General features: G+C 44.8%; 18 protein-coding genes. 13 read left to right on the forward strand and 5 right to left on the reverse strand.

The features are described 5' to 3' along the window. Positions 1-150 precede the first annotated feature (150 nt). A complete protein-coding gene (locus JC606_RS15450) occupies positions 151-1,440 on the reverse strand; it encodes a citrate synthase (RefSeq protein WP_004737907.1) in 1,290 nt (429 codons plus the stop codon). 417 nt (positions 1,441-1,857) lie between these two features. On the opposite strand from JC606_RS15450, the gene sdhC reads away from it, so the two are divergent. The 8 genes from sdhC to sucD all read left to right on the forward strand — a co-directional run bounded on the left by sdhC (position 1,858) and on the right by sucD (position 11,468). Next, complete coding sequence (gene sdhC / locus JC606_RS15455) at positions 1,858-2,250, forward strand: succinate dehydrogenase cytochrome b556 subunit (protein WP_019820486.1); 393 nt, start codon at positions 1,858-1,860, stop codon at positions 2,248-2,250. Continuing rightward, a complete protein-coding gene (gene sdhD, locus JC606_RS15460; RefSeq protein ID WP_004737911.1) occupies positions 2,244-2,588 on the forward strand; it encodes a succinate dehydrogenase, hydrophobic membrane anchor protein in 345 nt (114 codons plus the stop codon). Before sdhC ends, sdhD begins: the two co-directional genes overlap by 7 nt. Continuing rightward, a complete protein-coding gene (gene sdhA / locus JC606_RS15465) occupies positions 2,589-4,355 on the forward strand; it encodes a succinate dehydrogenase flavoprotein subunit (protein ID WP_137407939.1) in 1,767 nt (588 codons plus the stop codon). Positions 4,356-4,367: 12 nt separating this feature from the next. After that, positions 4,368-5,081 carry a succinate dehydrogenase iron-sulfur subunit gene (locus JC606_RS15470; protein WP_063523935.1) on the forward strand — a complete coding sequence of 238 codons (714 nt, stop codon included), beginning with the start codon at positions 4,368-4,370 and terminating at the stop codon, positions 5,079-5,081. A 98-nt stretch (positions 5,082-5,179) separates the two neighbouring features. Next, positions 5,180-7,996 (forward strand): 2-oxoglutarate dehydrogenase E1 component, encoded by a 2,817-nt coding sequence (sucA, locus tag JC606_RS15475; RefSeq protein WP_198778915.1) that lies wholly within the window; start codon positions 5,180-5,182, stop codon positions 7,994-7,996. Positions 7,997-8,017: 21 nt separating this feature from the next. Then, positions 8,018-9,223, forward strand: coding sequence for a 2-oxoglutarate dehydrogenase complex dihydrolipoyllysine-residue succinyltransferase (odhB, locus tag JC606_RS15480; RefSeq protein ID WP_198778916.1), 1,206 nt, complete (start codon positions 8,018-8,020; stop codon positions 9,221-9,223). A gap of 206 nt (positions 9,224-9,429) precedes the next feature. Further along, the gene (sucC, locus tag JC606_RS15485) at positions 9,430-10,596 is read left to right on the forward strand and encodes an ADP-forming succinate--CoA ligase subunit beta (RefSeq protein WP_004737918.1); all 1,167 of its coding nucleotides are present in this window, start codon (positions 9,430-9,432) and stop codon (positions 10,594-10,596) included. After that, positions 10,596-11,468 (forward strand): succinate--CoA ligase subunit alpha, encoded by an 873-nt coding sequence (sucD, locus tag JC606_RS15490; RefSeq protein WP_004737919.1) that lies wholly within the window; start codon positions 10,596-10,598, stop codon positions 11,466-11,468. The genes sucC and sucD overlap by 1 nt, the downstream gene beginning before the upstream one ends. Before the next feature lie 100 nt (positions 11,469-11,568). Here the strand turns inward: sucD and znuB are convergent, their stop codons facing one another. Then, a complete protein-coding gene (znuB, locus tag JC606_RS15495) occupies positions 11,569-12,354 on the reverse strand; it encodes a zinc ABC transporter permease subunit ZnuB (RefSeq protein WP_137407938.1) in 786 nt (261 codons plus the stop codon). Further along, complete coding sequence (gene znuC / locus JC606_RS15500; RefSeq protein ID WP_061034153.1) at positions 12,354-13,136, reverse strand: zinc ABC transporter ATP-binding protein ZnuC; 783 nt, start codon at positions 13,134-13,136, stop codon at positions 12,354-12,356. The genes znuB and znuC overlap by 1 nt, the downstream gene beginning before the upstream one ends. Before the next feature lie 83 nt (positions 13,137-13,219). On the opposite strand from znuC, the gene znuA reads away from it, so the two are divergent. The 5 genes from znuA (at position 13,220) to JC606_RS15525 (ending at position 21,095) form a co-directional block, all read left to right on the forward strand. Then, on the forward strand, positions 13,220-14,110 hold the full coding sequence (gene znuA, locus JC606_RS15505; RefSeq protein ID WP_198778917.1) for a zinc ABC transporter substrate-binding protein ZnuA: 891 nt from the start codon (positions 13,220-13,222) through the stop codon (positions 14,108-14,110). Positions 14,111-14,378: 268 nt separating this feature from the next. After that, complete coding sequence (locus JC606_RS15510; protein ID WP_198778919.1) at positions 14,379-17,741, forward strand: helix-turn-helix domain-containing protein; 3,363 nt, start codon at positions 14,379-14,381, stop codon at positions 17,739-17,741. A gap of 631 nt (positions 17,742-18,372) precedes the next feature. Then, positions 18,373-18,594, forward strand: a complete 222-nt coding sequence (locus JC606_RS15515; RefSeq protein ID WP_150897811.1) for a FeoA family protein — start codon at positions 18,373-18,375, stop codon at positions 18,592-18,594. Continuing rightward, positions 18,595-20,868 (forward strand): Fe(2+) transporter permease subunit FeoB, encoded by a 2,274-nt coding sequence (feoB, locus tag JC606_RS15520; protein ID WP_150897812.1) that lies wholly within the window; start codon positions 18,595-18,597, stop codon positions 20,866-20,868. Beyond that, the gene (locus JC606_RS15525) at positions 20,865-21,095 is read left to right on the forward strand and encodes a FeoC-like transcriptional regulator (RefSeq protein ID WP_004737929.1); all 231 of its coding nucleotides are present in this window, start codon (positions 20,865-20,867) and stop codon (positions 21,093-21,095) included. The genes feoB and JC606_RS15525 overlap by 4 nt, the downstream gene beginning before the upstream one ends. A 66-nt stretch (positions 21,096-21,161) precedes the next feature. Here JC606_RS15525 and JC606_RS15530 read toward each other — a convergent pair whose 3' ends face one another. Together JC606_RS15530 and JC606_RS15535 are read right to left on the reverse strand one after the other, a co-directional pair. Continuing rightward, positions 21,162-21,689, reverse strand: a complete 528-nt coding sequence (locus JC606_RS15530) for a YqhA family protein (RefSeq protein WP_137407936.1) — start codon at positions 21,687-21,689, stop codon at positions 21,162-21,164. A gap of 136 nt (positions 21,690-21,825) precedes the next feature. Next, positions 21,826-22,254, reverse strand: a complete 429-nt coding sequence (locus JC606_RS15535; protein ID WP_137407935.1) for an HIT family protein — start codon at positions 22,252-22,254, stop codon at positions 21,826-21,828. Positions 22,255-22,397: the final 143 nt, after the last annotated feature.

Below are 22,397 nucleotides of genomic sequence, written 5' to 3' on the forward strand. Positions count from 1 at the left end.
TGCAATTGCATACCTTTACTCGTTTCCTTGCAATACTAGGGGAGTCCATATACGTTCCTCGTTCTTGAGGATGACAGAGTTGCGAGCATATAAAAGAAAAGGGTTGATGCTTTCACATCAACCCTTTTAACAATTGTACTTTAATCGCAATTATTCACGTTCGTGAAGTGCTTTAAAGTCACGTTGCTCTTCACCAGTGTATAGTTGACGAGGACGACCGATACGGTTTGTTGGGTCGCTGTGCATTTCGTTCCAGTGTGCAATCCAACCGATAGTACGAGACATCGCGAAGATTACTGTAAACATAGACACTGGAATGCCGATAGCTTTCAGAATGATACCTGAGTAGAAGTCTACGTTCGGGTATAGCTTCTTAGACACAAAGTATTCATCAGAAAGAGCGATACGCTCAAGTTCCATTGCTACGTCAAGTAGTGGATCTTGGATGTTTAGCTCTTTAAGTACTTCGTGACACGCTTCGCGCATTACTGTTGCACGTGGATCGTAGTTCTTGTAAACGCGGTGACCGAAGCCCATCAAACGGAATGGGTCATCTTTGTCTTTCGCTTTTGCAACATACTCTTCAATGTTATCTACGCTACCGATCTCTTCAAGCATACGTAGACATGCTTCGTTTGCACCACCGTGAGCTGGGCCCCAAAGTGACGCGATACCTGCTGCGATACAAGCAAACGGGTTAGCACCAGATGAACCAGATAAACGTACTGTAGATGTAGAAGCGTTTTGTTCGTGGTCTGCGTGTAGGGTGAAAATCTTATCCATTGCACGAGCTACGATAGGGTTTACTTCGTACTCTTCACATGGGTTTGCAAACATCATGTGTAGGAAGTTTTCAGCGTAGCTTAGGTCGTTGCGTGGGTAGATAAACGGCTGACCAATAGAATATTTGTAACACATTGCTGCCAGTGTTGGCATTTTTGAAATTAGACGGTAAGCCGCAATTTCACGGTGTGTATCGTTGTTGATATCAAGTGAGTCGTGGTAGAACGCTGCTAGAGCGCCTACTACACCACACATTACAGCCATAGGGTGAGCATCACGACGGAAGCCGTGGAAGAAACTAGCAATTTGCTCGTGTACCATAGTGTGACGTGTCACGGTAGTCTTGAACTTTTCGTATTCAGCTCGAGATGGGGCTTCACCGTAAAGAAGTATGTAACATACTTCTAAGTAATCAGCGTTATTGGCAAGTTGGTCAATTGGATAACCACGGTGTAAAAGGATACCTTTACCACCGTCAATAAAAGTGATTTGAGACTCACAAGATGCAGTGGCAAGAAAACCAGGGTCAAAAGTGAAAAAACCATTAGATCCTAGTGTACGAACATCGATCACTGGAGTACCTAGTACACCTTCTGTAATCGGCAGCTCGATTGGCGCTTGACCTTCAATGTGAAGGGTAGCTTTCTTATCCGCCATAACAATCTCCTTTGTTTATTATTTAATCCGTCCAGGATGTTTATGAGCCATTTTTTTACTGGTCTTACGTGGGAAAGTCAATTTTTCTGCAGCTTTGTGTGCACTTGTTAGTATTTTTCACATTAAATTCGTTAAAAATCTGGTCTGTGTAGCATTATTTGTTGCGTCAATTGTATTAGAATGTTGCGAGCCGTATAGTGGCGATGAAAAATTTGGTTAAAAGCTTATAAATGCAAGGCTAAGAAGAAATGTGAGGTGTCTATCTTAACCGTGCCGTTAACAATTTTTTTACAATTATCTAAGGCTCAACTTCAGTTATTTGTTAAGTTAATGTTAAATTTTGAAGGTTTGCGATCAAATTTTGTCCATAACAATATCATAAGGTTATTTAATGACCATAATGCTCAATGGAGCTGAGTGAGCAAGCCCGTGAAAGAAAGAAAGACAAGACCTGTTAATTTAGATTTACAGACCATCCACTTTCCGATCACTGCAATAGCTTCCATCCTACACCGTGTGTCTGGGGTGATTACTTTTGTTGCGATTGGAATTTTGCTTTGGTTACTATCCATTTCCCTCTCATCCCCAGTAGGCTTTATGGAAGCTAGCGACATTGTCGACGGTTTCTTCGTGAAGTTTATTCTGTGGGGCATTTTAACCGCTTTGGCTTACCACATTGCTGGTGGTATTCGTCACCTTCTTATGGACTTAGGTCACTTTGAAGAGCTGGAATCTGGCGCGAAGAGCGCTAAGGTTGCATTCGCAGCGACAGCGGTATTGTCTCTACTAGCGGGGATCTTAGTATGGTAAACAACGTTTCGACATTTGGCCGTAATGGCGTTCACGATTTCTTATTGATTCGTGCAACTGCAATCATTATGACGCTATATACAATTTATTTGGTGAGCTTTTGTGCCTTCACCGATATCTCTTACGTATCATGGACTCAGTTCTTTGGTGGAACCTTCACTAAAGTATTTACCATGTTAGCGCTTACTTCGGTTCTTGTTCACGCTTGGATCGGTTTGTGGCAAGTGCTAACCGACTACATCAAGTGCGCTAAACTGCGTGTTGGCCTTCAAGTAGGTGTAGTTGCGGTTCTTCTTGGATATTTCTTCTCTGGTCTATTTATTTTGTGGGGTGCGTAAGTGACTATTCCTGTTCGTGAGTTTGATGCCGTAGTTATCGGCGCTGGTGGTGCTGGTATGCGTGCCGCACTGCAAATTTCAGAGCAAGGCCTATCATGTGCATTGCTTTCTAAAGTTTTCCCAACTCGTTCTCATACCGTATCTGCTCAAGGTGGTATTACGGTTGCGCTAGGTAATGCGCACGAAGATCACTGGGAACAACACATGTACGACACAGTAAAAGGTTCTGATTACATCGGTGACCAAGATGCTATCGAATACATGTGTAAAAATGGCCCAGAATCAGTTATTGAACTAGAAAAAATGGGTCTTCCATTTTCTCGTTTCGACAACGGCACCATTTACCAACGTCCTTTTGGTGGCCAATCGAAAAACTTTGGTGGTGAGCAAGCGGCTCGTACCGCTGCAGCAGCTGACCGTACTGGTCACGCATTGCTACACACGCTTTACCAACAAAACATCAAACACAAAACAACCGTGTTCTCTGAGTGGTACGCGCTTGATCTTGTGAAGAATGAAGACGGTGCCATTCTTGGTACAACAGCACTTTGCATGGAAACAGGCGAAGTATGCTACTTTAAAGCAAAAGCAACAGTCCTAGCAACTGGTGGTGCTGGTCGTATCTACGCATCAACAACTAACGCACACATCAATACTGGTGACGGTGTGGGTATGGCGATTCGTGCCGGCGTGCCTATGCAAGACATCGAAATGTGGCAGTTCCACCCAACGGGTATTGCCGGTGCGGGGACGCTTGTAACAGAGGGTTGCCGTGGTGAAGGCGGCTATCTCCTTAACAAAGATGGCGAACGTTTTATGGAGCGTTACGCTCCAAACGCGAAAGACTTAGCGGGTCGTGACGTTGTTGCTCGTTCAATGATGGTAGAAATCCGTGAAGGCCGTGGTTGTGACGGCCCTTGGGGTCCACACATTAAACTGAAACTGGACCACCTAGGTAAAGAAACACTGGAGTCTCGTCTACCTGGTGTATGTGAACTGTCTCGTACATTCGCACACGTTGATCCAGTAAAAGAGCCGATCCCAGTGATCCCAACATGTCATTACATGATGGGTGGTGTACCAACACAAGTTTCCGGCCAAGCGATTAAGCAGGGTACAGATGGTAGCGATGTAGAGGTACAAGGTCTATTCGCTTGTGGTGAGATTGCTTCAGTATCCGTACACGGTGCTAACCGTTTAGGTGGTAACTCACTGCTTGACTTGGTTGTATTCGGTCGTGCGACAGGTCTACACCTAGGTGAGACACTGAAGAAGCAAGCGGATGCGAAGCCAGCAACGGAAGAAGATATCGCTCGTTCTCTAGAGCGCTACAACCGTTGGGAAAACAGCACAGACGGTGAAGATCCAGCGCAAATCCGTAAAGATCTACAGCAATGTATGCAGAACAACTTCTCTGTATTCCGTGAAGGCAAAGCAATGGCTGAGGGCTTAGAAGAGCTTAAAGCGATTCGTGAGCGTCTGAAAAATGCACATTTGTCTGATAAGTCTACGGAGTTCAATACCCAGCGCGTCGAATGTCTTGAGCTTGATAACTTGATGGAAACGGCTTTTGCAACAGCATTTGCGGCTAATTACCGCACAGAAAGTCGTGGTGCACATGCTCGTTTTGACTTCCCCGATCGTGATGATGAACAGTGGCTGTGCCACTCTCTCTACAACCCTGAGTCAGAGAGTATGAGCAAACGAGGTGTAAACATGGAGCCTATCCATCGTGAAGCATTCCCACCAAAAGCACGCACGTACTAAGGAGACATGACCATGAAATTGACTTTCTCTTTGTATCGTTACAATCCAGACGTCGATTCGAAGCCTTACATGCAGGATTACACACTAGAGGTGGAAGAAGGCTCAGACATGATGCTTCTGGATGCGCTCATTCTATTGAAAGAGCAGGATCCGACCATCGCTTTCCGTCGCTCATGCCGCGAAGGTGTATGTGGTTCAGACGGCCTAAATATGAACGGTAAAAACGGCCTTGCGTGTATCACGCCACTGTCAACTCTTAGTAGCAAGGATAAAATTATTGTTCGCCCACTGCCGGGTCTACCTGTTATTCGTGACCTGATTGTTGATATGACTCAGTTCTATGATAACTACGAAAAAGTAAAACCATTCTTAGTGTCTGATGGTAACACACCACCGGCACGTGAAAACTTACAAAGCCCTGATGAGCGTGCTCATTTAGATGGACTGTACGAATGTATCATGTGTGCATGTTGTACAACGTCATGCCCATCGTTCTGGTGGAACCCTGACAAGTTCATCGGACCAGCAGGCCTACTTGCCGCGTACCGTTGGCTAATTGACAGCCGAGATACTGCAACAGATGAACGTTTGTCTGATCTTGATGATGCATTTAGCGTTTTTCGTTGCCATGGCATCATGAATTGTGTAAGTGTTTGTCCTAAGGGATTAAATCCGACGAAAGCGATTGGTCACATCAAGACCATGTTAGTTAATCGTTCGGTTTAAGTTATAAAAAAAATTGCCGCCCTAGAAGTTTTGGGGCGGCCTTTTAATAGCTCGGCATAGACCGCAGCAAACGTGAAAACTACTGGTTAAGGGAAAATATGCACAACGGCGTGATGAAGGCATGGCTCGAGTCTTCACACTTGGCTGGCGCCAATGCAACGTACGTAGAAGAACTCTATGAACTGTATCTAAGTGACCCCGATTCGGTAAGTGACGAATGGAGAAGTGTTTTTGAAGAATTGCCTGTGCAAGCTTCAGAAGCGGTGGAACAACCACACTCTCGTGTTCGTGAATACTTCCGTCGACTCGCTCAAGAAACAAAGCATTACAGTGTCCAAGTTAGTGATCCAGATGTCGATGCGAAACAAGTAAAAGTTCTGCAACTGATTAATGCTTATCGATTCCGAGGGCATCAAGCAGCAAATCTAGACCCCCTAGGTTTATGGAAGAGAGCGACAGTTGATGAACTGGACCCTTCTTTCCACACTCTTACCGAAGAAGACCTCAATGAGACGTTTAACGTCGGCTCTTACGCGATTGGCCAAGAGACGATGGTGCTTAAAGATTTACACAAATCTCTAAAGCAAACCTATTGTGGTTCAATTGGTGCTGAATACATGCACATGACTAATACAGAGCAAAAACGTTGGATTCAACAACGTTTAGAGTCTGTGTCTGGTCAACCCTCTTTCAACAAAGAAGAAAAGCAAGCTTTCCTAGAAGAGCTAACCGCTGCTGAAGGTCTTGAGCGCTATCTTGGTGCGAAATTCCCAGGCGCGAAACGTTTCTCGTTGGAAGGTGGTGATGCACTTATCCCAATGACGAAAGAGATCATTCGTCATGCTGGTGGACAAGGCATGCGTGAAGTCGTTGTTGGTATGGCTCACCGTGGTCGTCTAAACATGTTGGTTAACGTGCTTGGTAAAAAGCCGCAAGACCTGTTTGACGAGTTCGCGGGTAAGCACGACGAAACGTGGGGTACTGGTGATGTTAAATACCACCAAGGTTTCTCTGCGGATTTCGCGACACCAGGTGGCAACGTTCACTTAGCACTAGCATTTAACCCATCACACTTAGAAATCGTAAACCCAGTGGTTATCGGTTCAGTACGTGCACGTCAAGATCGCCTAGGTGATACTGATGGTAGCCGTGTACTGCCAATCACGATTCACGGTGACTCAGCAATCGCTGGTCAGGGTGTTGTGCAAGAGACGTTTAACATGTCTCAAGCTCGTGGTTTCTGCGTAGGTGGTACGGTTCGTATCGTTGTAAATAACCAAGTTGGTTTTACAACGTCTAACCCTCGCGACACACGCTCTACGATGTACTGTACCGATATCGCTAAGATGGTACAGGCTCCGATTTTCCACGTTAATGCTGATGATCCAGAAGCGGTTGCTTTTGTTGCTCGCTTAGCACTGGATTACCGTAATACTTTCAAACGTGATGTTGTTATCGACCTAGTTTGTTACCGTCGCCACGGTCACAACGAAGCCGATGAGCCGAACGCAACTCAGCCTTTGATGTATCAAAAAATCAAGAAGCACCCAACACCACGTAAGCTTTACGCTGACGTGCTAATGGAGCGCGGTGAGTTTGGTATTGATACGGCAACTCAACTGGTTAACGAATATCGTGACGCACTTGATCACGGTGAAGTTGTGGTTAAAGAGTGGCGCCCAATGGCACTTCACTCTGTAGACTGGTCTCCTTATCTAGGTCACGACTGGAATATTGACTGGGATAACAAGGTTGATATCGAGCGTCTAAAAGAGCTTGGTACTAAGATCTGTCAATATCCAGAAAGCCACAAGCTACAAAGCCGAGTTAATAAACTGTACAACGATCGTACTGCCATGGTGAATGGTGAGAAACAAGTCGATTGGGGTATGGCTGAAACTTTGGCTTACGCAACACTTGTTGACGATGGCAAGCGTATTCGTATCTCTGGCCAAGATTCAGGCCGTGGTACTTTCTTCCACCGTCACTCAGTACTGCACAACCAATCAGACGCAAGCACGTATGTTCCTCTTGCGAACATTCATGATAAGCAGGGTCCATTCCAAGTATTTGACTCAGTATTGTCTGAAGAAGCAGTGCTAGCGTTCGAGTATGGCTACGCAACAGCAGAGCCAAGCGGTCTAACCCTTTGGGAAGCGCAATTTGGTGACTTCGCAAACGGTGCACAAGTTGTTATTGACCAATTTATTTCGTCAGGTGAGCAAAAGTGGGCACGTCTATGTGGCTTGACTATGCTGCTTCCTCACGGTTATGAAGGCCAAGGTCCAGAGCACTCTTCTGCACGTCTTGAGCGTTACCTTCAATTATGTGCTGAACAAAATATGCAGGTTGTTGTTCCTTCAACACCAGCACAGGTTTACCACATGATTCGCCGTCAGGTTGTTCGACCAATGCGCCGTCCTCTGATTGTAATGTCACCTAAGTCATTGCTTCGTCACCCGCTGTGTACGTCTTCTCTAGAAGACCTAGCAGAAGGTACGTTCCAACCAGCTATCGCAGAGATTGATGATATCGCTTCTGAGAACGTAAAACGCGTCGTATTCTGTTCAGGTAAGGTTTACTTCGACCTACTTGACCAAAGACGTAAGAACGAGCAAGACGACGTTGCTATTGTTCGTATTGAGCAGCTATACCCATTCCCTTACGAGGATGTTCGCGCTGCAATTGCACAATACACAAATGTTGTTGATTACGTTTGGTGTCAAGAAGAGCCTCAGAACCAAGGTGCTTGGTACAGCAGCCAACATAACTTCCGAGCTGCTATCCCAGTAGGCGCTGATATTCAATACGCAGGTCGTCCTGCATCAGCATCACCAGCTGTAGGCTATATGTCGGTACACTTGAAACAACAAAAAGCGTTAGTAGATGACGCTCTGACCCTACCAAAGAACTAGAAGTAAAAGGAAAATACAGACATGACAATTGAAATTCTGGTTCCAGATTTACCTGAATCTGTGGCTGATGCAACAGTTGCGACTTGGCACAAAAAACCAGGCGAAGCGGTTGCACGTGATGAAGTCATTGTAGATATCGAAACAGACAAAGTAGTTCTAGAAGTACCTGCGCCTGAAGCGGGTGTTCTGGAAGCTATCATCGAAGACGAGGGTGCTACGGTACTTTCTAAGCAGCTTATCGCTAAGTTGAAGCCTGGCGCGGTTGCAGGTGAGCCAACAACTGATACAACAGAAGACACAGAAGCATCTCCTGACAAACGCCATAAAGCAGCGCTTACAGAAGAGAGCAACGACGCACTGAGCCCAGCTGTTCGTCGTCTTCTAGCTGAACACAACCTACAACCAGCTGACGTGAAAGGCACTGGTGTTGGTGGTCGTATTACTCGTGAAGACATCGACGCACACCTAGCGGCAGCGAAAGCGGCGCCGACAGCAGCTGCACCAGCGGTTGAAGCGCCAGCGGCAGCTCGTAGCCAGAAGCGCGTGCCTATGACTCGCCTACGTAAGACAGTAGCTAACCGTCTTCTAGAAGCGAAAAACAGCACAGCAATGCTAACGACTTTCAACGAAGTAAACATGAAGCCAATCATGGATCTTCGTAAGCAGTACAAAGACCAATTCGAGAAGCGTCACGACACGCGTCTTGGCTTCATGTCTTTCTACGTGAAAGCGGTAACTGAAGCGCTTAAGCGTTACCCAGAAGTAAACGCATCTATCGATGGTGATGATATCGTTTACCACAACTACTTCGACATCAGCATGGCGGTATCTACGCCACGTGGTCTAGTGACTCCAGTACTGAAAGACTGTGACACGCTAGGTTTCGCTGACATCGAAAAAGGCATCAAAGAGTTAGCGATCAAAGGCCGTGACGGCAAGCTAACTGTTGATGAACTAATGGGTGGTAACTTCACTATCACAAACGGTGGTGTATTCGGCTCTCTAATGTCTACGCCAATCATCAACCCACCACAAGCGGCTATCTTGGGTATGCACAAAATCCAAGAACGTCCAATGGCAGTTGATGGCAAAGTAGAAATTCTACCAATGATGTACCTAGCGCTTTCTTACGACCACCGTCTAATCGATGGCCGTGAATCAGTTGGCTTCCTAGTGACCATTAAAGAGCTACTAGAAGATCCTGCTCGTCTGCTATTAGACGTTTAGTATCGCTAAAACGTCTAGTTAGCCCAGTTAGCTAGACGTAAAAAGTTTCAAAGGCTAGGCTGCTCAACGTCTGGCCTTCACTTGAACTGTTAAGCCATTACAAAATGGACAGCAGTTGATTTGAGAAGACCCTACAGACGTAACACAGGAAACTGTGTCGTTATGGAAATAATAATCCCTTAAGGGAAAATAAACGGAATATCAAAATGAATTTGCATGAATACCAAGCCAAACAGCTGTTTGCAGAATTCGGTTTGCCTGTACCAGAAGGTTTCGCATGTGATACTGCACAAGAAGCTTTCGAAGCTGCTGGCCGTATCTCAACTGAGAAAAAAGTCGTTAAGTGTCAAGTACACGCTGGTGGCCGCGGTAAAGCGGGTGGCGTAGAGCTACACGACACAAAAGAAGGCGTTAAAGAGTTTGCACAAAAGTGGCTAGGTAAAAACCTAGTGACTTACCAAACAGACGCTAATGGTCAGCCTGTAACTAAGATCCTAGTTGAAGAAGCGTCAAACATCGCTAACGAACTTTACCTAGGTGCTGTTGTTGACCGCGCAACACGTAAAATTGTATTCATGGCGTCAACTGAAGGCGGTGTGGACATCGAGAAAATCGCTGAAGAAACTCCAGAGTTGATTCACCAATCTGCGATCGATCCTCTAGTAGGCCCTCAAGCTTACCAAGGCCGTGAACTGGCATTCAAACTTGGTCTAGTTGGCGATCAAATCAAACAGTTCGTTAAGATCTTCATGGGTCTTGGTGAAATGTTCGCTCAATACGATCTAGCTCTGCTGGAAATTAACCCACTTGTTATCACTGGTGAAGGCAACCTTCTTTGTCTAGACGGCAAGATCAACATCGACTCAAACGCGATGTACCGTCAACCTAAATTGCGTGAAATGCACGATCCATCTCAAGAAGATGAGCGCGAAGCACACGCAGCACAGTGGGAACTAAACTACGTAGCACTAGATGGTAACGTTGGCTGTATGGTTAACGGTGCAGGCCTTGCGATGGGTACGATGGATATCGTTAACCTACACGGCGGCAAACCAGCAAACTTCCTTGATGTAGGCGGCGGCGCAACGAAAGAGCGTGTAGCTGAAGCATTCAAGATCATCCTTTCTGATGACAATGTTAGCGCAGTACTAGTAAACATCTTCGGTGGCATCGTACGTTGTGACATGATCGCTGAAGGTATTATCGGTGCGGTTAAAGAAGTAGGCGTAACAGTACCTGTTGTTGTTCGTCTAGAAGGTACTAACGCAGACCTAGGTCGTGAAGTACTTGCTAATTCTGACGTTGATATCATTGCAGCTGAATCTCTAACAGATGCTGCTCAGAAAGTTGTTGCTGCTGCGGAGGCGAAATAATGTCTGTATTAATTAACAAAGACACTAAAGTAATCTGTCAGGGTTTCACTGGCGGTCAAGGTACATTCCACTCAGAGCAAGCTATCGCATACGGTACGCAAATGGTTGGTGGTGTATCTCCTGGTAAAGGTGGTCAAACTCACCTTGGTCTTCCAGTATTCAACACTGTACGCGAAGCAGTAGAAGTAACTGGCGCAACAGCAACGGTTATCTACGTTCCAGCACCTTTCTGTAAAGACGCAATCCTAGAAGCGATTGATGCAGGTATCGAATTGATCGTAACGATCACGGAAGGTATCCCAACAACAGATATGATCGACGTTAAAGTGAAGCTAGAAGAAACTGGCGTTCGCATGATCGGTCCTAACTGTCCAGGTCTTATCACTCCAGACGAGTGTAAGATTGGTATCATGCCTGGTCACATCCACAAGAAAGGTAAAGTAGGTATCGTATCTCGTTCAGGTACTCTTACTTACGAAGCAGTGAAACAAACAACAGATGAAGGCTTCGGTCAGTCTACATGTGTTGGTATCGGTGGTGACCCAATCCCAGGCTCAAACTTCATTGATATCCTAAAACTGTTCCAAGAAGACCCTGAGACTGAAGCAATCGTAATGATTGGTGAGATCGGTGGTACCGCGGAAGAAGAAGCGGCGGCGTTCATCAAAGAGAACGTAACTAAGCCAGTTGTTTCTTACATCGCAGGTGTTACTGCTCCTCCAGGTAAACGTATGGGCCACGCTGGCGCAATCATCTCTGGCGGTAAAGGTACTGCTGAAGACAAATTCGCAGCACTAGAAGCAGCAGGCGTTAAGACAGTTAAGTCTCTTGCTGACATCGGTAAAGGTCTACGTGAGATTACTGGTTGGTAATCAGCGCTTTAAGCGATAAATAATAAAAAGGCTTGGTCGATGACCAAGCCTTTTTTGTATGTTTTTTTAGATGCGCGATGCGCGATGCGAGAGCGTAACGTTAAGCTCGGCTCTTAACCATCTGAGACAACATAAACATCGTAGCAGCACTAATCACTACAGATGGGCCTGCTGGTGTGTCGTAGAACCAAGATAGGCTCAACCCACCACATACTGCGACTGAGCCAATAATTGAAGCAAAGAATGCCATCTGCTCAGGTGTACTTGAGAACTTTCTTGCTGTTGCTGCAGGGATAATCAGTAATGATGTCATGATTAACGCACCAACAAACTTCATACCAACAGCAATCACGATGCCGACCAGTAACATTAGAATCAGACGCATTAAATCAATGTTGATACCATCAACCGCTGCAAGATCTTCGTTTACCGTTGTCGATAACAGCGGTCGCCAAAAGATAGTTAACACCAGTCCAATGACAGCCGCACCTGCATAAATGAACATTAAATCTGTCGGGGAAACGGCAAGCAGGTCACCAAATAGGTAGCTCATCAGGTCGACACGAACGTTATCGAGAAAGCTAACTGCGACTAAGCCTAGTGATAGCGCACTGTGTGCAAGAATGCCGAGTAGGGTGTCGGTGGCAACAAGCTTCTGTTTTTGGAGTGTTACTAGGAGTACAGCCAACATCAAGCAGCAAATCAGCAGCGCGAAATAAAGATTAATATTGAATAGGAAACCAAGCGCTAAACCCATTAACGATGCGTGAGCCAATGTGTCACCAAAGTACGCCATCTTACGCCACACTACGAACGACCCGAGTGGACCTGCAATAAGCGCAATGCCTAGGCCAGCGAGAATAGAAGGTAAAAGAAACTCAAGCATTAGTGGTGATGTCCGTGTTTATGGTTAGAGCAGTCATGTACATCTCCAGATACAGGCTGGCCTGCTAAGTCATGGTGATGGTGGTCATGTTGGTGATGGTAGAACGCCAAGCTCTCTTGCACCGCGGTACCGAATAGGGCGATGTAAGAAGGGTGATGCTTGATATCTGCAGGCGCACCTGAACAACAGATGTGGTGGTGTAAACAGATCACGTCGTCTGTTTTTGCCATCACTAAATGTAAGTCGTGTGAAACCATAAAGACTGCACAGCCAAAGCGGTGACGAATAGAATCAATCAGTTCGTAGAGATCGATTTGACCTTGTACATCTACGCCTTGTGCAGGTTCATCAAGAACCAATAGGTCTGGCCTTCTCAAGAGAGAACGAGCAATTAGTACGCGTTGGTTTTCACCACCTGATAGCTGATGCATGTTGCTTTTCATCAGATGCTCAGCGCCAACGAGTTTTAGAGCTTCCAAGATCTCTTGTTTACTGAATCTACCGGTGAGCTTAAGGAAACGCTCTACATTGAGAGGCAGAGAATCATTCAGCTTTAGCTTTTGAGGAACATAACCAATTTTTAGTTTTTTTGATTTGGTAATCTTTCCAGAGTATTTGTGTTGGAGCCCAAGTAGTACTTTTACTAGGGTTGATTTTCCCGCACCGTTTGGCCCAATTAGGGTAGTGATTCTGCCACGCTCTAAATTTAGAGAGATATTGTCTAGGACTTTTCGACCGTCAAACTCGACGCTCACAGAATCTAGTTGGATTAAGTTATCCATGAATAGAACTCATTTGCAATTCGCTAATGTTATAATGTAACATTTACCTCAAGCCTAAGCTACTTTTCTATTATCGAGGAATTATGTCACGTTCATCTTATATACTTGCTACTTTGCTTTTAGCGCCAAGTGTTGCAAGTGCTAATACCATTCTAACAAGCTTCAAACCAATTCAAATGATTGTGACAGAATTAACGCAAAGCGTTAGTGAACCGGATGTGTTGATGAACAGCAATGCTTCGCCGCACGATTATGCGCTTAAACCGTCTGATGTCAAAAAAGTTCACAGTGCAGACATGGTTGTTTGGTTTGGCCCTGACTTAGAAGCGTTTCTGACTAAGGTGATTGAATCGAATGATAACGTTATCGAAATCGGTAAAATCCCTGGTATCAACTTACGAGAGTTTGGTCATGAAGAGCATGATCACGGTGCACATGAAGGGCACCATCATGGCAGCCATGACCCACACTTTTGGTTAGGCATCGATCAAGTGGAAGTAGCTGCTAAGTACATTTCAGATAAGCTAATTGAAACTGACCCAGATAATGCAATGGCGTATCAAGAGAATCTAGATTCATTCCTGATTGCATTGAAAGAAAAACAGCAGTCTATTCGCGAGCAACTGGCTCCAGTGAAAGACAAAGGCTACTACGTTTTCCACGATGCGTATGGTTACTATGAAGAAGAATTTGGCCTAAATAACTTAGGTCATTTTACAGTAAGCCCAGAGCGTAAACCGGGTGCAAAAAGCTTGATTGCGATTAAGAAGACAATAGTACGTGAAAACGTTCAATGTGTGTTTTCTGAGCCTCAATTTACACCGGCTGTAATTGACTCGGTGACTCGAGGAAGCAATGCGAAACAAGGTCAATTAGACCCAATTGGTTCTACAGTTGAAGTGAAGAGTGGAAGTTATTTCGATTTTCTTCAGCAACTTACCGATAGCTACGCAAGCTGTCTAAGTGCAAAGTAATCAATAGTAAGTAACTTTTACTCTACTTTGCTCTCTATATGATTATGAATAATGCCGCTTTTTGCGGCATTTTCGTGACCGCTAAGATAAAACCTTTCAACAAACAATAAACCTTCTTTCTCCTTCGTAGATTTCCGCTAAAATGGAAAGATAATAATAAGCACAAAAAAACTCAGTTTCTGGTCGAGCAGGTTAAGACATTGCGGTAGCCGAAACTTCATACGTTGTTGCTGTTCAGGATTAGAAGTTGTATCGAATCGTCTTCCGAATGTTCATGCTAATGAGCATTTCATTTAGCGCTCTTGCGTTAAATACATCACCGTCTGTCTTTTATCCTTTGCCTGTTCAAGCGCAAGGGAATTTTCTCGCGGCTAAAAATCTCTATCTAGGCGCAGGTGGTGGGCTTTGGATCCATGATGTGCATGGAAAAGTCCTGTTTTACGATGGTCGAGCTTTGCTACCACGAAAAGGCAGCCTGCTACAGTTCTCATCGGAACGCGTTGCTTTCCTGAACGATGAGTTTTGGACGTTTTTTGATAATGAGGTATATCGACATACTCCTGGGCTTGGTAACGAGCTTGCATTTAGCCTTAGCCCTGGTTCAGAGATAACCAATATTGGTGCCTCTGACAATTATATCTGGGTGACCGACGGCAATAATTTCTACACCTATAATACTCAGTCGTTAGAATTTAATACCTATTCACTTCTCAAACTGTACCGATACAACAACAGCAGCGACATTACGATTAATGATGCTGAGTGGGTATTATCAAAATGGGTATTGGCAACCAGTTCCGGCACTTACCTATCCGAAAATCAAGAATTTACTCATGTTGCTGCCTCCGATAAACACTACATCGAGACCGTGTACTTTTCGAATGCGCGACGTGAATTACTGATTGGTACATTAAATGGTGTTGTGATTGTTGATTTGGCTAATTCTGAGAAAGAGACCAAGATCAATGGCTCGCATGTGCTCTCTGTTGCTGAAACCACGAATCAATATTGGATTGGTACTGAGCACGGCTTGATTAGCTACAACTTTATTACCGGCGAAATCACTCGTTTTGAACAAGCTGCTAACCAAGACTTTTCGTTACCGGGCGAGAAAATTTACTCACTAATTAACGATCATGCTGGTGGGATGTGGGTCGCGACCAACAACGGTATTCGGTATTTTTCTTTGTTTAGTAAGACATTCTCAAGAACGCCACTCACCGGAATGGGCATGCACTCCAGCAGTATGGTGATCAATAAAGTTGAGCCAATCGGTGAGCATCTATCTTGGGTGGCATCTTCGATGGGCCTCTACCTCGTTGATTCTGAAACTGAAGAGAGGCCTAGGCGCGTATATCCCAAACCAGTAAAGGACTTTCAGGTTTTTGGTAGGTCAATTTGGTTGGCGACCGAAGAAGGGATTATAAGCTTCAATACCGAGACGTTGGAGTTTGAAGCGCTGAATTTGCCAAGAGCCATTGAAGGCGTCCACATCGAGAATTTTGCTCTTCAAGGTGATAACACCCTTTGGATGACCTCTGGTCAAAGCCTCTATTCATTATCGATCGACCATATGGAGCTTACGGGCTACGGAATGGATTGGTTGGTGGATAAGTTCCTGCCAGCAAAAATTACAGATCTAAATATTGGTTTACAAGGTCGTGTCTACATCGGCACCGACCATGGCTTCTATTCCTTTGTTGATAAACGGATCAGTTTTAGTCGTTCCAGCGAACGATTTGGCAAAGTGGTTGATATAGAAAAAGCTAATGATGGCTCTCAGTGGTTTGCGGGTAGTTATGGCGTTTATCGGATCCCTCACGATGGTTCGATGATAGAAGAGATCGCCTTGGTTGAAGAGAATATCAGTCCGAGTTGTCTGATTAGCGATGAGAATGGTGTGTGGTTGGGGTCTTCAAAAGGACTTAGCTATTATGGACTGGATGGTCAACTGCACAAGCACATAGGTTCACCATTTGGTTTGATCACCAATGAATTGGCGGCCGGTGCATGTGAACTCTTTTATAGTGAGGAGAATCAATCCTCACGGTTAGTTTTAGGTTCTAAGTATGGTGTGGTGAGTGCATTGTCTAATGAGTTGTTGGTATCTACCACGCCTCATAGCCGAGCATTGCTGAGTAAGATAAGTGTTAACCAAAAGACCGTATCATTGGGTGGGAAGGCCGCGGATTTAGCCGAGATCCCTTATGGTTCATCGATTGGCTTTAAGCTAGGCACTTTGCCTGCTACATTTGCCCCTGCGATGGAGTATCGACTCAATGATGATGAACCTTGGAGTGAGTTTGAAGGTGGCTTATTAACACTCGACCACTTGCTTCCGGGAGATTATACGCTCGAAGTGAAGCCGGTAAAGGATTCACACTATCGTTTTGTCTCCACCAGTCAAAGCTTCTCTATAGCGGAACCTTGGTATCTCAGTAATTGGGCTGCTGCGAGCTCTCTTATCTTACTGATTTGTGTGGTCACCATTTTGGTTTTTTGGCGTTCGCGTTACGTCACTTTTGCCAACAGACATCTTAAAGCACAAGTAGCTTTGAAAACTGATCAGTTGAGGCACCAAAGTCGGATACTACTGACGACTAATCTGCAACTTAAGAAGCAGTTATCGGTTAAGAATGCGCTTGTGTCTCATACAGCCGACGAACTCTCTTCAGAGGTTAACCAAGTTGCAGCCATGCTCCCTAATTGGAGTGATGAACAAGGTAAATCGCCGATTCTTGCGTTAAAGAATGGTTTGGCTCAATTGAGTAATCGCCGGCAAGGTGGTGGTGCCGTTGGTTACGATATGATCTTAATCTTGGAGTCGGTGCTTAAGGCGTGGCAAGAAGACTTAGCTAAAGCCGGTATTGAGCTAGAGATAAAAGTAGAGACGAAGCATAGACATGTCTCTTTGCTGTATTTTAATCTAGACATCATCTTCAATAGCCTGATCGCGAGCATCATCAAGCGTAACTTTAAGTCGCAGAGTATGGTGGTCATGGTGGAGGAGCTGAAAGAACACTTGGTCGTTACCATTTTAGATCATGGCATGCCTTTCCCTAAGTTAACTTCCAGTATTAGTGACAACAGTGGTAAGTCGACCGACTTAAACATAGAAAAGTTGCCGTTGCTGATGAATCAGAGTGGTGGTGAAATCAATGCCTTTGTGTCGGATTCCCAAAATAAGGTTCAGCTTACTTGGCCAATCGACTATCAGGTATTAGATAGTCTCGAAACCAGTACAATAGAGCAGATTGAGACTATTAAGCTCGCTAATACCTCACCTGAGCAGTTAAAGCTTAGTGCAGAGCAAGAGTGGAAGAACCGAGTGTCTCAGCTTGTTAGTGAGCACTACGCTGATGCTGAGTTTGGTACCGCTACTGCTGCTAAGTATCTATTTATGTCTGAGAGAAGCTTACAAAGGCGCTTTAAGATGGCTTATAACAAGACCTTTAAAGAACATTTGAATGAGGTTCGCTTGGAGCATGCGTGTGAGCGGTTACTCGCGGGAGAGAAGATATCAGACGTTGCTTTTGACTCTGGCTTTAATGACCCGTCTTATTTCAGCCAAAGGTTCAAACATCACTTTGGTGTGTCTCCATCTAAGTTTGCTGAAAACAGTGAAGACTAGAGCGAACAATATTAACCAGCCAGTCTTACGCTAACGACAGATAGTTTCATTGAAGCCTCGACATTCGTGTTGGGGCTTTTTTATGCTTCTACGAGATACGAGATACGAGATACGAGATACGAGATACGAGATACGAGATACGAGATGTTTGGGTTAGTTTTTTGAAGATTGTTTTGCAGGGATTAAACAAGATAAGAAAAAAAATATCGTGGTATAGCCGGGGGGACTATACCACGGGTGCCAATGACACCTTCGCTTGCTGCCGGAGTGATATGGCAAGCCACATCACCTCTGGAATTAAATTAAAGAGAAGGAGTTTCTCTTCGATGGAGTAACTATACGATTAGTGACTTATTTTACTTATAAAATTAACGACAGAAGGCTATGAGAAAAGCGACATTTTCATAAGCTATTGATATTTAATGGTTTGTTATGTTTCTGCTTGTGGTGTACTAGTGAGGTAGTTCTCACTAGTTGTTGAAAGTGACGGTTTTGACGTAAACGTTTTTAACGAAACTTACGAGTATATATTTTCGAAAACATTGATTTCACACAATAGAATTGTGGTCATGTATGTGTATTATGCTGTTAATAACAATCTTTCTCATTATCAATCACGAATTGGGTATTTATGAAACTCTCACAACTAGAGCAAGGAAAAGCGGCTTCTATAGTTGCCTTAACCGGCTTAACACCAGAAGTTAGAAAAAAGCTAATGGTCATGGGTATGTTACCAAACACTGAAGTTACACTAATCCGTCGCGCGCCGATGGGGGATCCGCTTCAAGTGGAGGTGAGAGGAGTCTCTATCGCCATTCGTGAAAGCATCGCAGAACAAATCGAGGTTATCTAAATGGATTATCAAGTTCTTACCGTTGGTAACCCGAATAGTGGTAAAACAACGTTATTCAATGCACTAACCGGTGCGAAGCAGCATGTTGGTAACTGGGTAGGCGTAACCGTAGAAAAGAAAACGGGTGTCTATTCACATGCGGGTGACCAATTTCAGCTAACCGACTTGCCTGGTATCTACGCACTAGATAGTGGTAATGATGCGAATAGTATTGATGAGTCTATCGCGTCGCGAGCTGTTCTGACTCACCCTGCTGACGTGATCATTAATGTTGTTGATGCAAGCTGCTTAGAACGAAGCTTATACATGACATTGCAATTGCGAGAGTTGGGTCGTCCAATGATCGTTGTATTGAACAAAATGGATGTATTAAAGCGCGAGCGTCAGGTGATTAACCTGAAAGCGCTAGAGAAAGAGCTAGGTTGCCCGGTTCTTAGCTTGTCTGCGAACGATAAAGGCCAAGTGGCTCGTTTCAAAGAGCGCCTACATAAGCTTCTTGTTCAAGGTGTGAGCCTTGATCCTATCTCTATTAACTATGACGAAGCATTAGAAGCACTTATTCCTTCTGTTGAATCACATTTTTATGATGCTGATGTTTCTCACCGAGCGCTTGCGATTCGTGCTCTAGAAAATGATTACTTGGTGCTAAACGGTTTAGCTCCGCAAACACGTACTCAAATTGATAATGTGCGTCTTGGCGCCGAGTTTGATATCGACCTTGCGGTAGCAGACGCGAAGTACACCTTCTTACACGATCTGTGTAAACGTGTTCGCCGCAGTGAAGGCAAACTAAGCCGTAACTTCACAGAGAAAGCTGACCAATTCATTCTGAACAAATGGGTCGGTATCCCTTTCTTCTTTGTCATCATGTACTTAATGTTCATGTTCTCTATCAATATCGGTAGCGCGTTCATCGACTTCTTTGATATTGGTGTTGGTGCAATTTTGGTTGATGGTGGACACCATTTATTAGACGGACACCTACCAGTTTGGCTGGTTACTATTCTTGCAGATGGTATCGGTGGCGGTATTCAAACTGTCGCAACCTTTATTCCGGTTATCGCGGCGCTTTACTTGTTCTTAGCGGTACTTGAAAGTTCAGGCTACATGGCGCGTGCTGCGTTTGTACTTGATAAAGTGATGCAAAAGATTGGTCTGCCGGGTAAGGCGTTTGTACCGTTAGTGCTTGGCTTCGGCTGTAACGTACCGTCTATCATGGCTACTCGTACTCTTGATCAAGAGCGTGAGCGTAAACTAGCTGCATCTATGGCACCATTTATGTCATGTGGTGCTCGTCTACCGGTATACGCACTTTTTGCAGCGGCGTTCTTCCCTGGTGCTGGTCAAAACGTGGTATTTGCTCTGTACATCATGGGTATCCTTGCTTCTGTATTTACTGGTTTGTTCCTTAAAAACACTGTCTACCCAGGTAGCAGCGATAGCTTAGTAATGGAAATGCCTGACTACGAGCTGCCAACTGTACAAAACGTGATGTTGAAAACGTGGCAGAAACTGAAGCGATTCGTACTTGGTGCAGGTAAAACGATTGTGGTTGTGGTAGCAATCTTAAGCTTCTTGAACTCTCTGGGTATGGACGGGAGTTTCGGTAACGAAGACAGCGAAAATTCAGTACTTTCTAAGGCAGCGCAAGTTGTGACTCCTGTGTTCCAACCAATTGGCATTACAGAAGAAAACTGGCCAGCAACGGTAGGTATCATTACTGGTATCTTCGCGAAAGAAGCGGTAGTAGGTACCTTGAACAGCCTTTACACAACGCCTTCTGATGAAGAAGCGGCTGAGTTTGATTTGGCGGCGAGCTTAGAAGAAGCGGTGATGACGATCCCTGAGAATCTAGCCGGTCTGAGCTACTCGGATCCTCTAGGCATTGAAGTGGGTGACTTAAGCGATTCTGGTGCAGTTGCCGAAGAGCAAGAGGTTGACTCGTCTATCTTTGGTAACCTGAAAGACAAATTTGTTTCTGGTCACGCTGCGTTTGCTTACTTAATCCTTATCTTGCTTTACACACCTTGTGTGGCTGCAATGGGTGCTTACGTTCGTGAATTTGGTCAAATGTTTGCACGCTTTATTGCGGTCTGGACTATGGCGCTTGGCTACTTTGGTGCAACTTTCTACTACCAAGCGGCAAACTTTGCAGCACACCCTGTGACAAGTGCAGTGTGGATGGTCGCGATTGCTGGTGGCTTTGTGATTACCTACCGTGTATTTAAGAAAGTTGGCAGCAAGCAAAAAGCATTAGAGGTGCAAGTCGTATGATTTTAACTGAACTTCATCAGTACATTGACAGCCAAGGTGTCGCAGCTCGTAAAGAGATTGCAGCGAAATTTGGTATGAGTGAAGACGGCGTGGATGCGATGTTGAGCGTGTGGGTCAAGAAAGGCAAAGTATCTCGCTTGGTTGACACCAACAAACATGGTCATACAACGCGTGTTCGCTACACCATCAGCAAACAAGATGGTCTGTCACTGAATGTGATGATGTAGTTTGGTCAATATCTAACAAAAAACCGCAGCCTATGAGCTGCGGTTTTTTTGTTTGTGTTTATCGACTTAAGACTCTTTGGTTTCACCTAACCCAAGCACTTTAAGGCCGATACTCAGTAACAATATGGATACTGGAAGAACCAAAATATCCCATCCAATACTGTCGAAATTGACGAGCACAAGCTCCAAAAACTTCACGAAGAGAATGATGATAATCACTTCAGCCAAAATGTTTTTCAGGTGACCAATATTGGGGGTTTTTATCCAACTAAGTACTTTGCTTTTATTGACTTGTTGGTCGCTTTTTGCAGCATTGCTCTTATCCGAAATGAACAGAGTGAACACTCCGTGAGAAAAGATGAAGAGTACAAACGCAATCAAGAACGTATCCAGAGACTTAATCAAGTACGAGATCGCAATATCTGTTGTGTCTAAATGCGCGAGCGATTCTGGTGGTACCTGATTGAGCATGAAGATCGCAAAAGCAGAGTAAGTTTTGGTTGCTCCCATAAAGAATAAGAGTAGGGAAGCAAGCATAGAACAGATGATGGCGATCCAGCTGATATGACGAAATAAGTTGAAGGTTTGTTTCATGATGCTCTCTCTATGTTGTGTGCAAGAGAGTATACGCAGGAGTTTGTGTTGTGATAATGGGGCGTTTTTGTGAATTATTATTACACATTGGTAATAATCGTGATGCCTAGCAAGAGGCATCACCTGTGTCACAAGGTTAAGCTTTCTTAAAGATAGAGCTTAGTGACAGAACATTTTGAATACGAGTTAGGATAGCTGCTTGCTCTTCTTCACTGCGCTGTTCACCTGTGGTGTTGCCCCACACTGGGCCAGGCCACGCCACATCATTTTTGAAACGTGCGATATGGTGGATGTGCAGTTGTGGCACCATGTTACCTAGTGCGCCTAGGTTGAGCTTATCCGGTTGGAATGTAGCTTCTAGTGCTTGGCTTACTGCTTGAGATTCATGTAAGAACTGCTGTTGCTCTTTCATTGGTAAGTGATGCAACTCTTTGAGGTTGGCACGTTTTGGGACCAGAATAACCCAAGGCACGGCGTTGTCTTTGTGTAGTAATGCAAGGCTAAGCGGGAATTCGCCAATAACTGTGGTGTCTTTTGCCAATTGAGGATGAAGTTCGAAGCTCATGATCTTTCCAATTAATTGTTTTAGTTGAGTATAAGGTTGGAAAGAGAATGTGGCTAGCGCTTACGACCTCAATAAGCAGATGTCCTAGCACGCTCTCTCATCAATGAAGGGGATGGCGGGGGAAGGATAGTGGGAACGCGCCA

This window comes from Vibrio sp. IB15 (genome assembly GCF_016406055.1).
GTDB lineage: Bacteria > Pseudomonadota > Gammaproteobacteria > Enterobacterales > Vibrionaceae > Vibrio > Vibrio chagasii.

Coding starts and splice junctions, on each gene's coding strand:
- JC606_RS15450 (WP_004737907.1), bottom strand. CDS start 1,440: ATGGCGGATAAGAAAGCTACCCTTCACATTGAAGGTCAAGCGCCAATC.
- sdhD (WP_004737911.1), top strand. CDS start 2,244: ATGGTAAACAACGTTTCGACATTTGGCCGTAATGGCGTTCACGATTTC.
- JC606_RS15470 (WP_063523935.1), top strand. CDS start 4,368: ATGAAATTGACTTTCTCTTTGTATCGTTACAATCCAGACGTCGATTCG.
- sucA (WP_198778915.1), top strand. CDS start 5,180: ATGCACAACGGCGTGATGAAGGCATGGCTCGAGTCTTCACACTTGGCT.
- odhB (WP_198778916.1), top strand. CDS start 8,018: ATGACAATTGAAATTCTGGTTCCAGATTTACCTGAATCTGTGGCTGAT.
- sucC (WP_004737918.1), top strand. CDS start 9,430: ATGAATTTGCATGAATACCAAGCCAAACAGCTGTTTGCAGAATTCGGT.
- sucD (WP_004737919.1), top strand. CDS start 10,596: ATGTCTGTATTAATTAACAAAGACACTAAAGTAATCTGTCAGGGTTTC.
- znuB (WP_137407938.1), bottom strand. CDS start 12,354: ATGCTTGAGTTTCTTTTACCTTCTATTCTCGCTGGCCTAGGCATTGCG.
- znuC (WP_061034153.1), bottom strand. CDS start 13,136: ATGGATAACTTAATCCAACTAGATTCTGTGAGCGTCGAGTTTGACGGT.
- znuA (WP_198778917.1), top strand. CDS start 13,220: ATGTCACGTTCATCTTATATACTTGCTACTTTGCTTTTAGCGCCAAGT.
- JC606_RS15510 (WP_198778919.1), top strand. CDS start 14,379: ATGTTCATGCTAATGAGCATTTCATTTAGCGCTCTTGCGTTAAATACA.
- JC606_RS15515 (WP_150897811.1), top strand. CDS start 18,373: ATGAAACTCTCACAACTAGAGCAAGGAAAAGCGGCTTCTATAGTTGCC.
- feoB (WP_150897812.1), top strand. CDS start 18,595: ATGGATTATCAAGTTCTTACCGTTGGTAACCCGAATAGTGGTAAAACA.
- JC606_RS15525 (WP_004737929.1), top strand. CDS start 20,865: ATGATTTTAACTGAACTTCATCAGTACATTGACAGCCAAGGTGTCGCA.
- JC606_RS15530 (WP_137407936.1), bottom strand. CDS start 21,689: ATGAAACAAACCTTCAACTTATTTCGTCATATCAGCTGGATCGCCATC.
- JC606_RS15535 (WP_137407935.1), bottom strand. CDS start 22,254: ATGAGCTTCGAACTTCATCCTCAATTGGCAAAAGACACCACAGTTATT.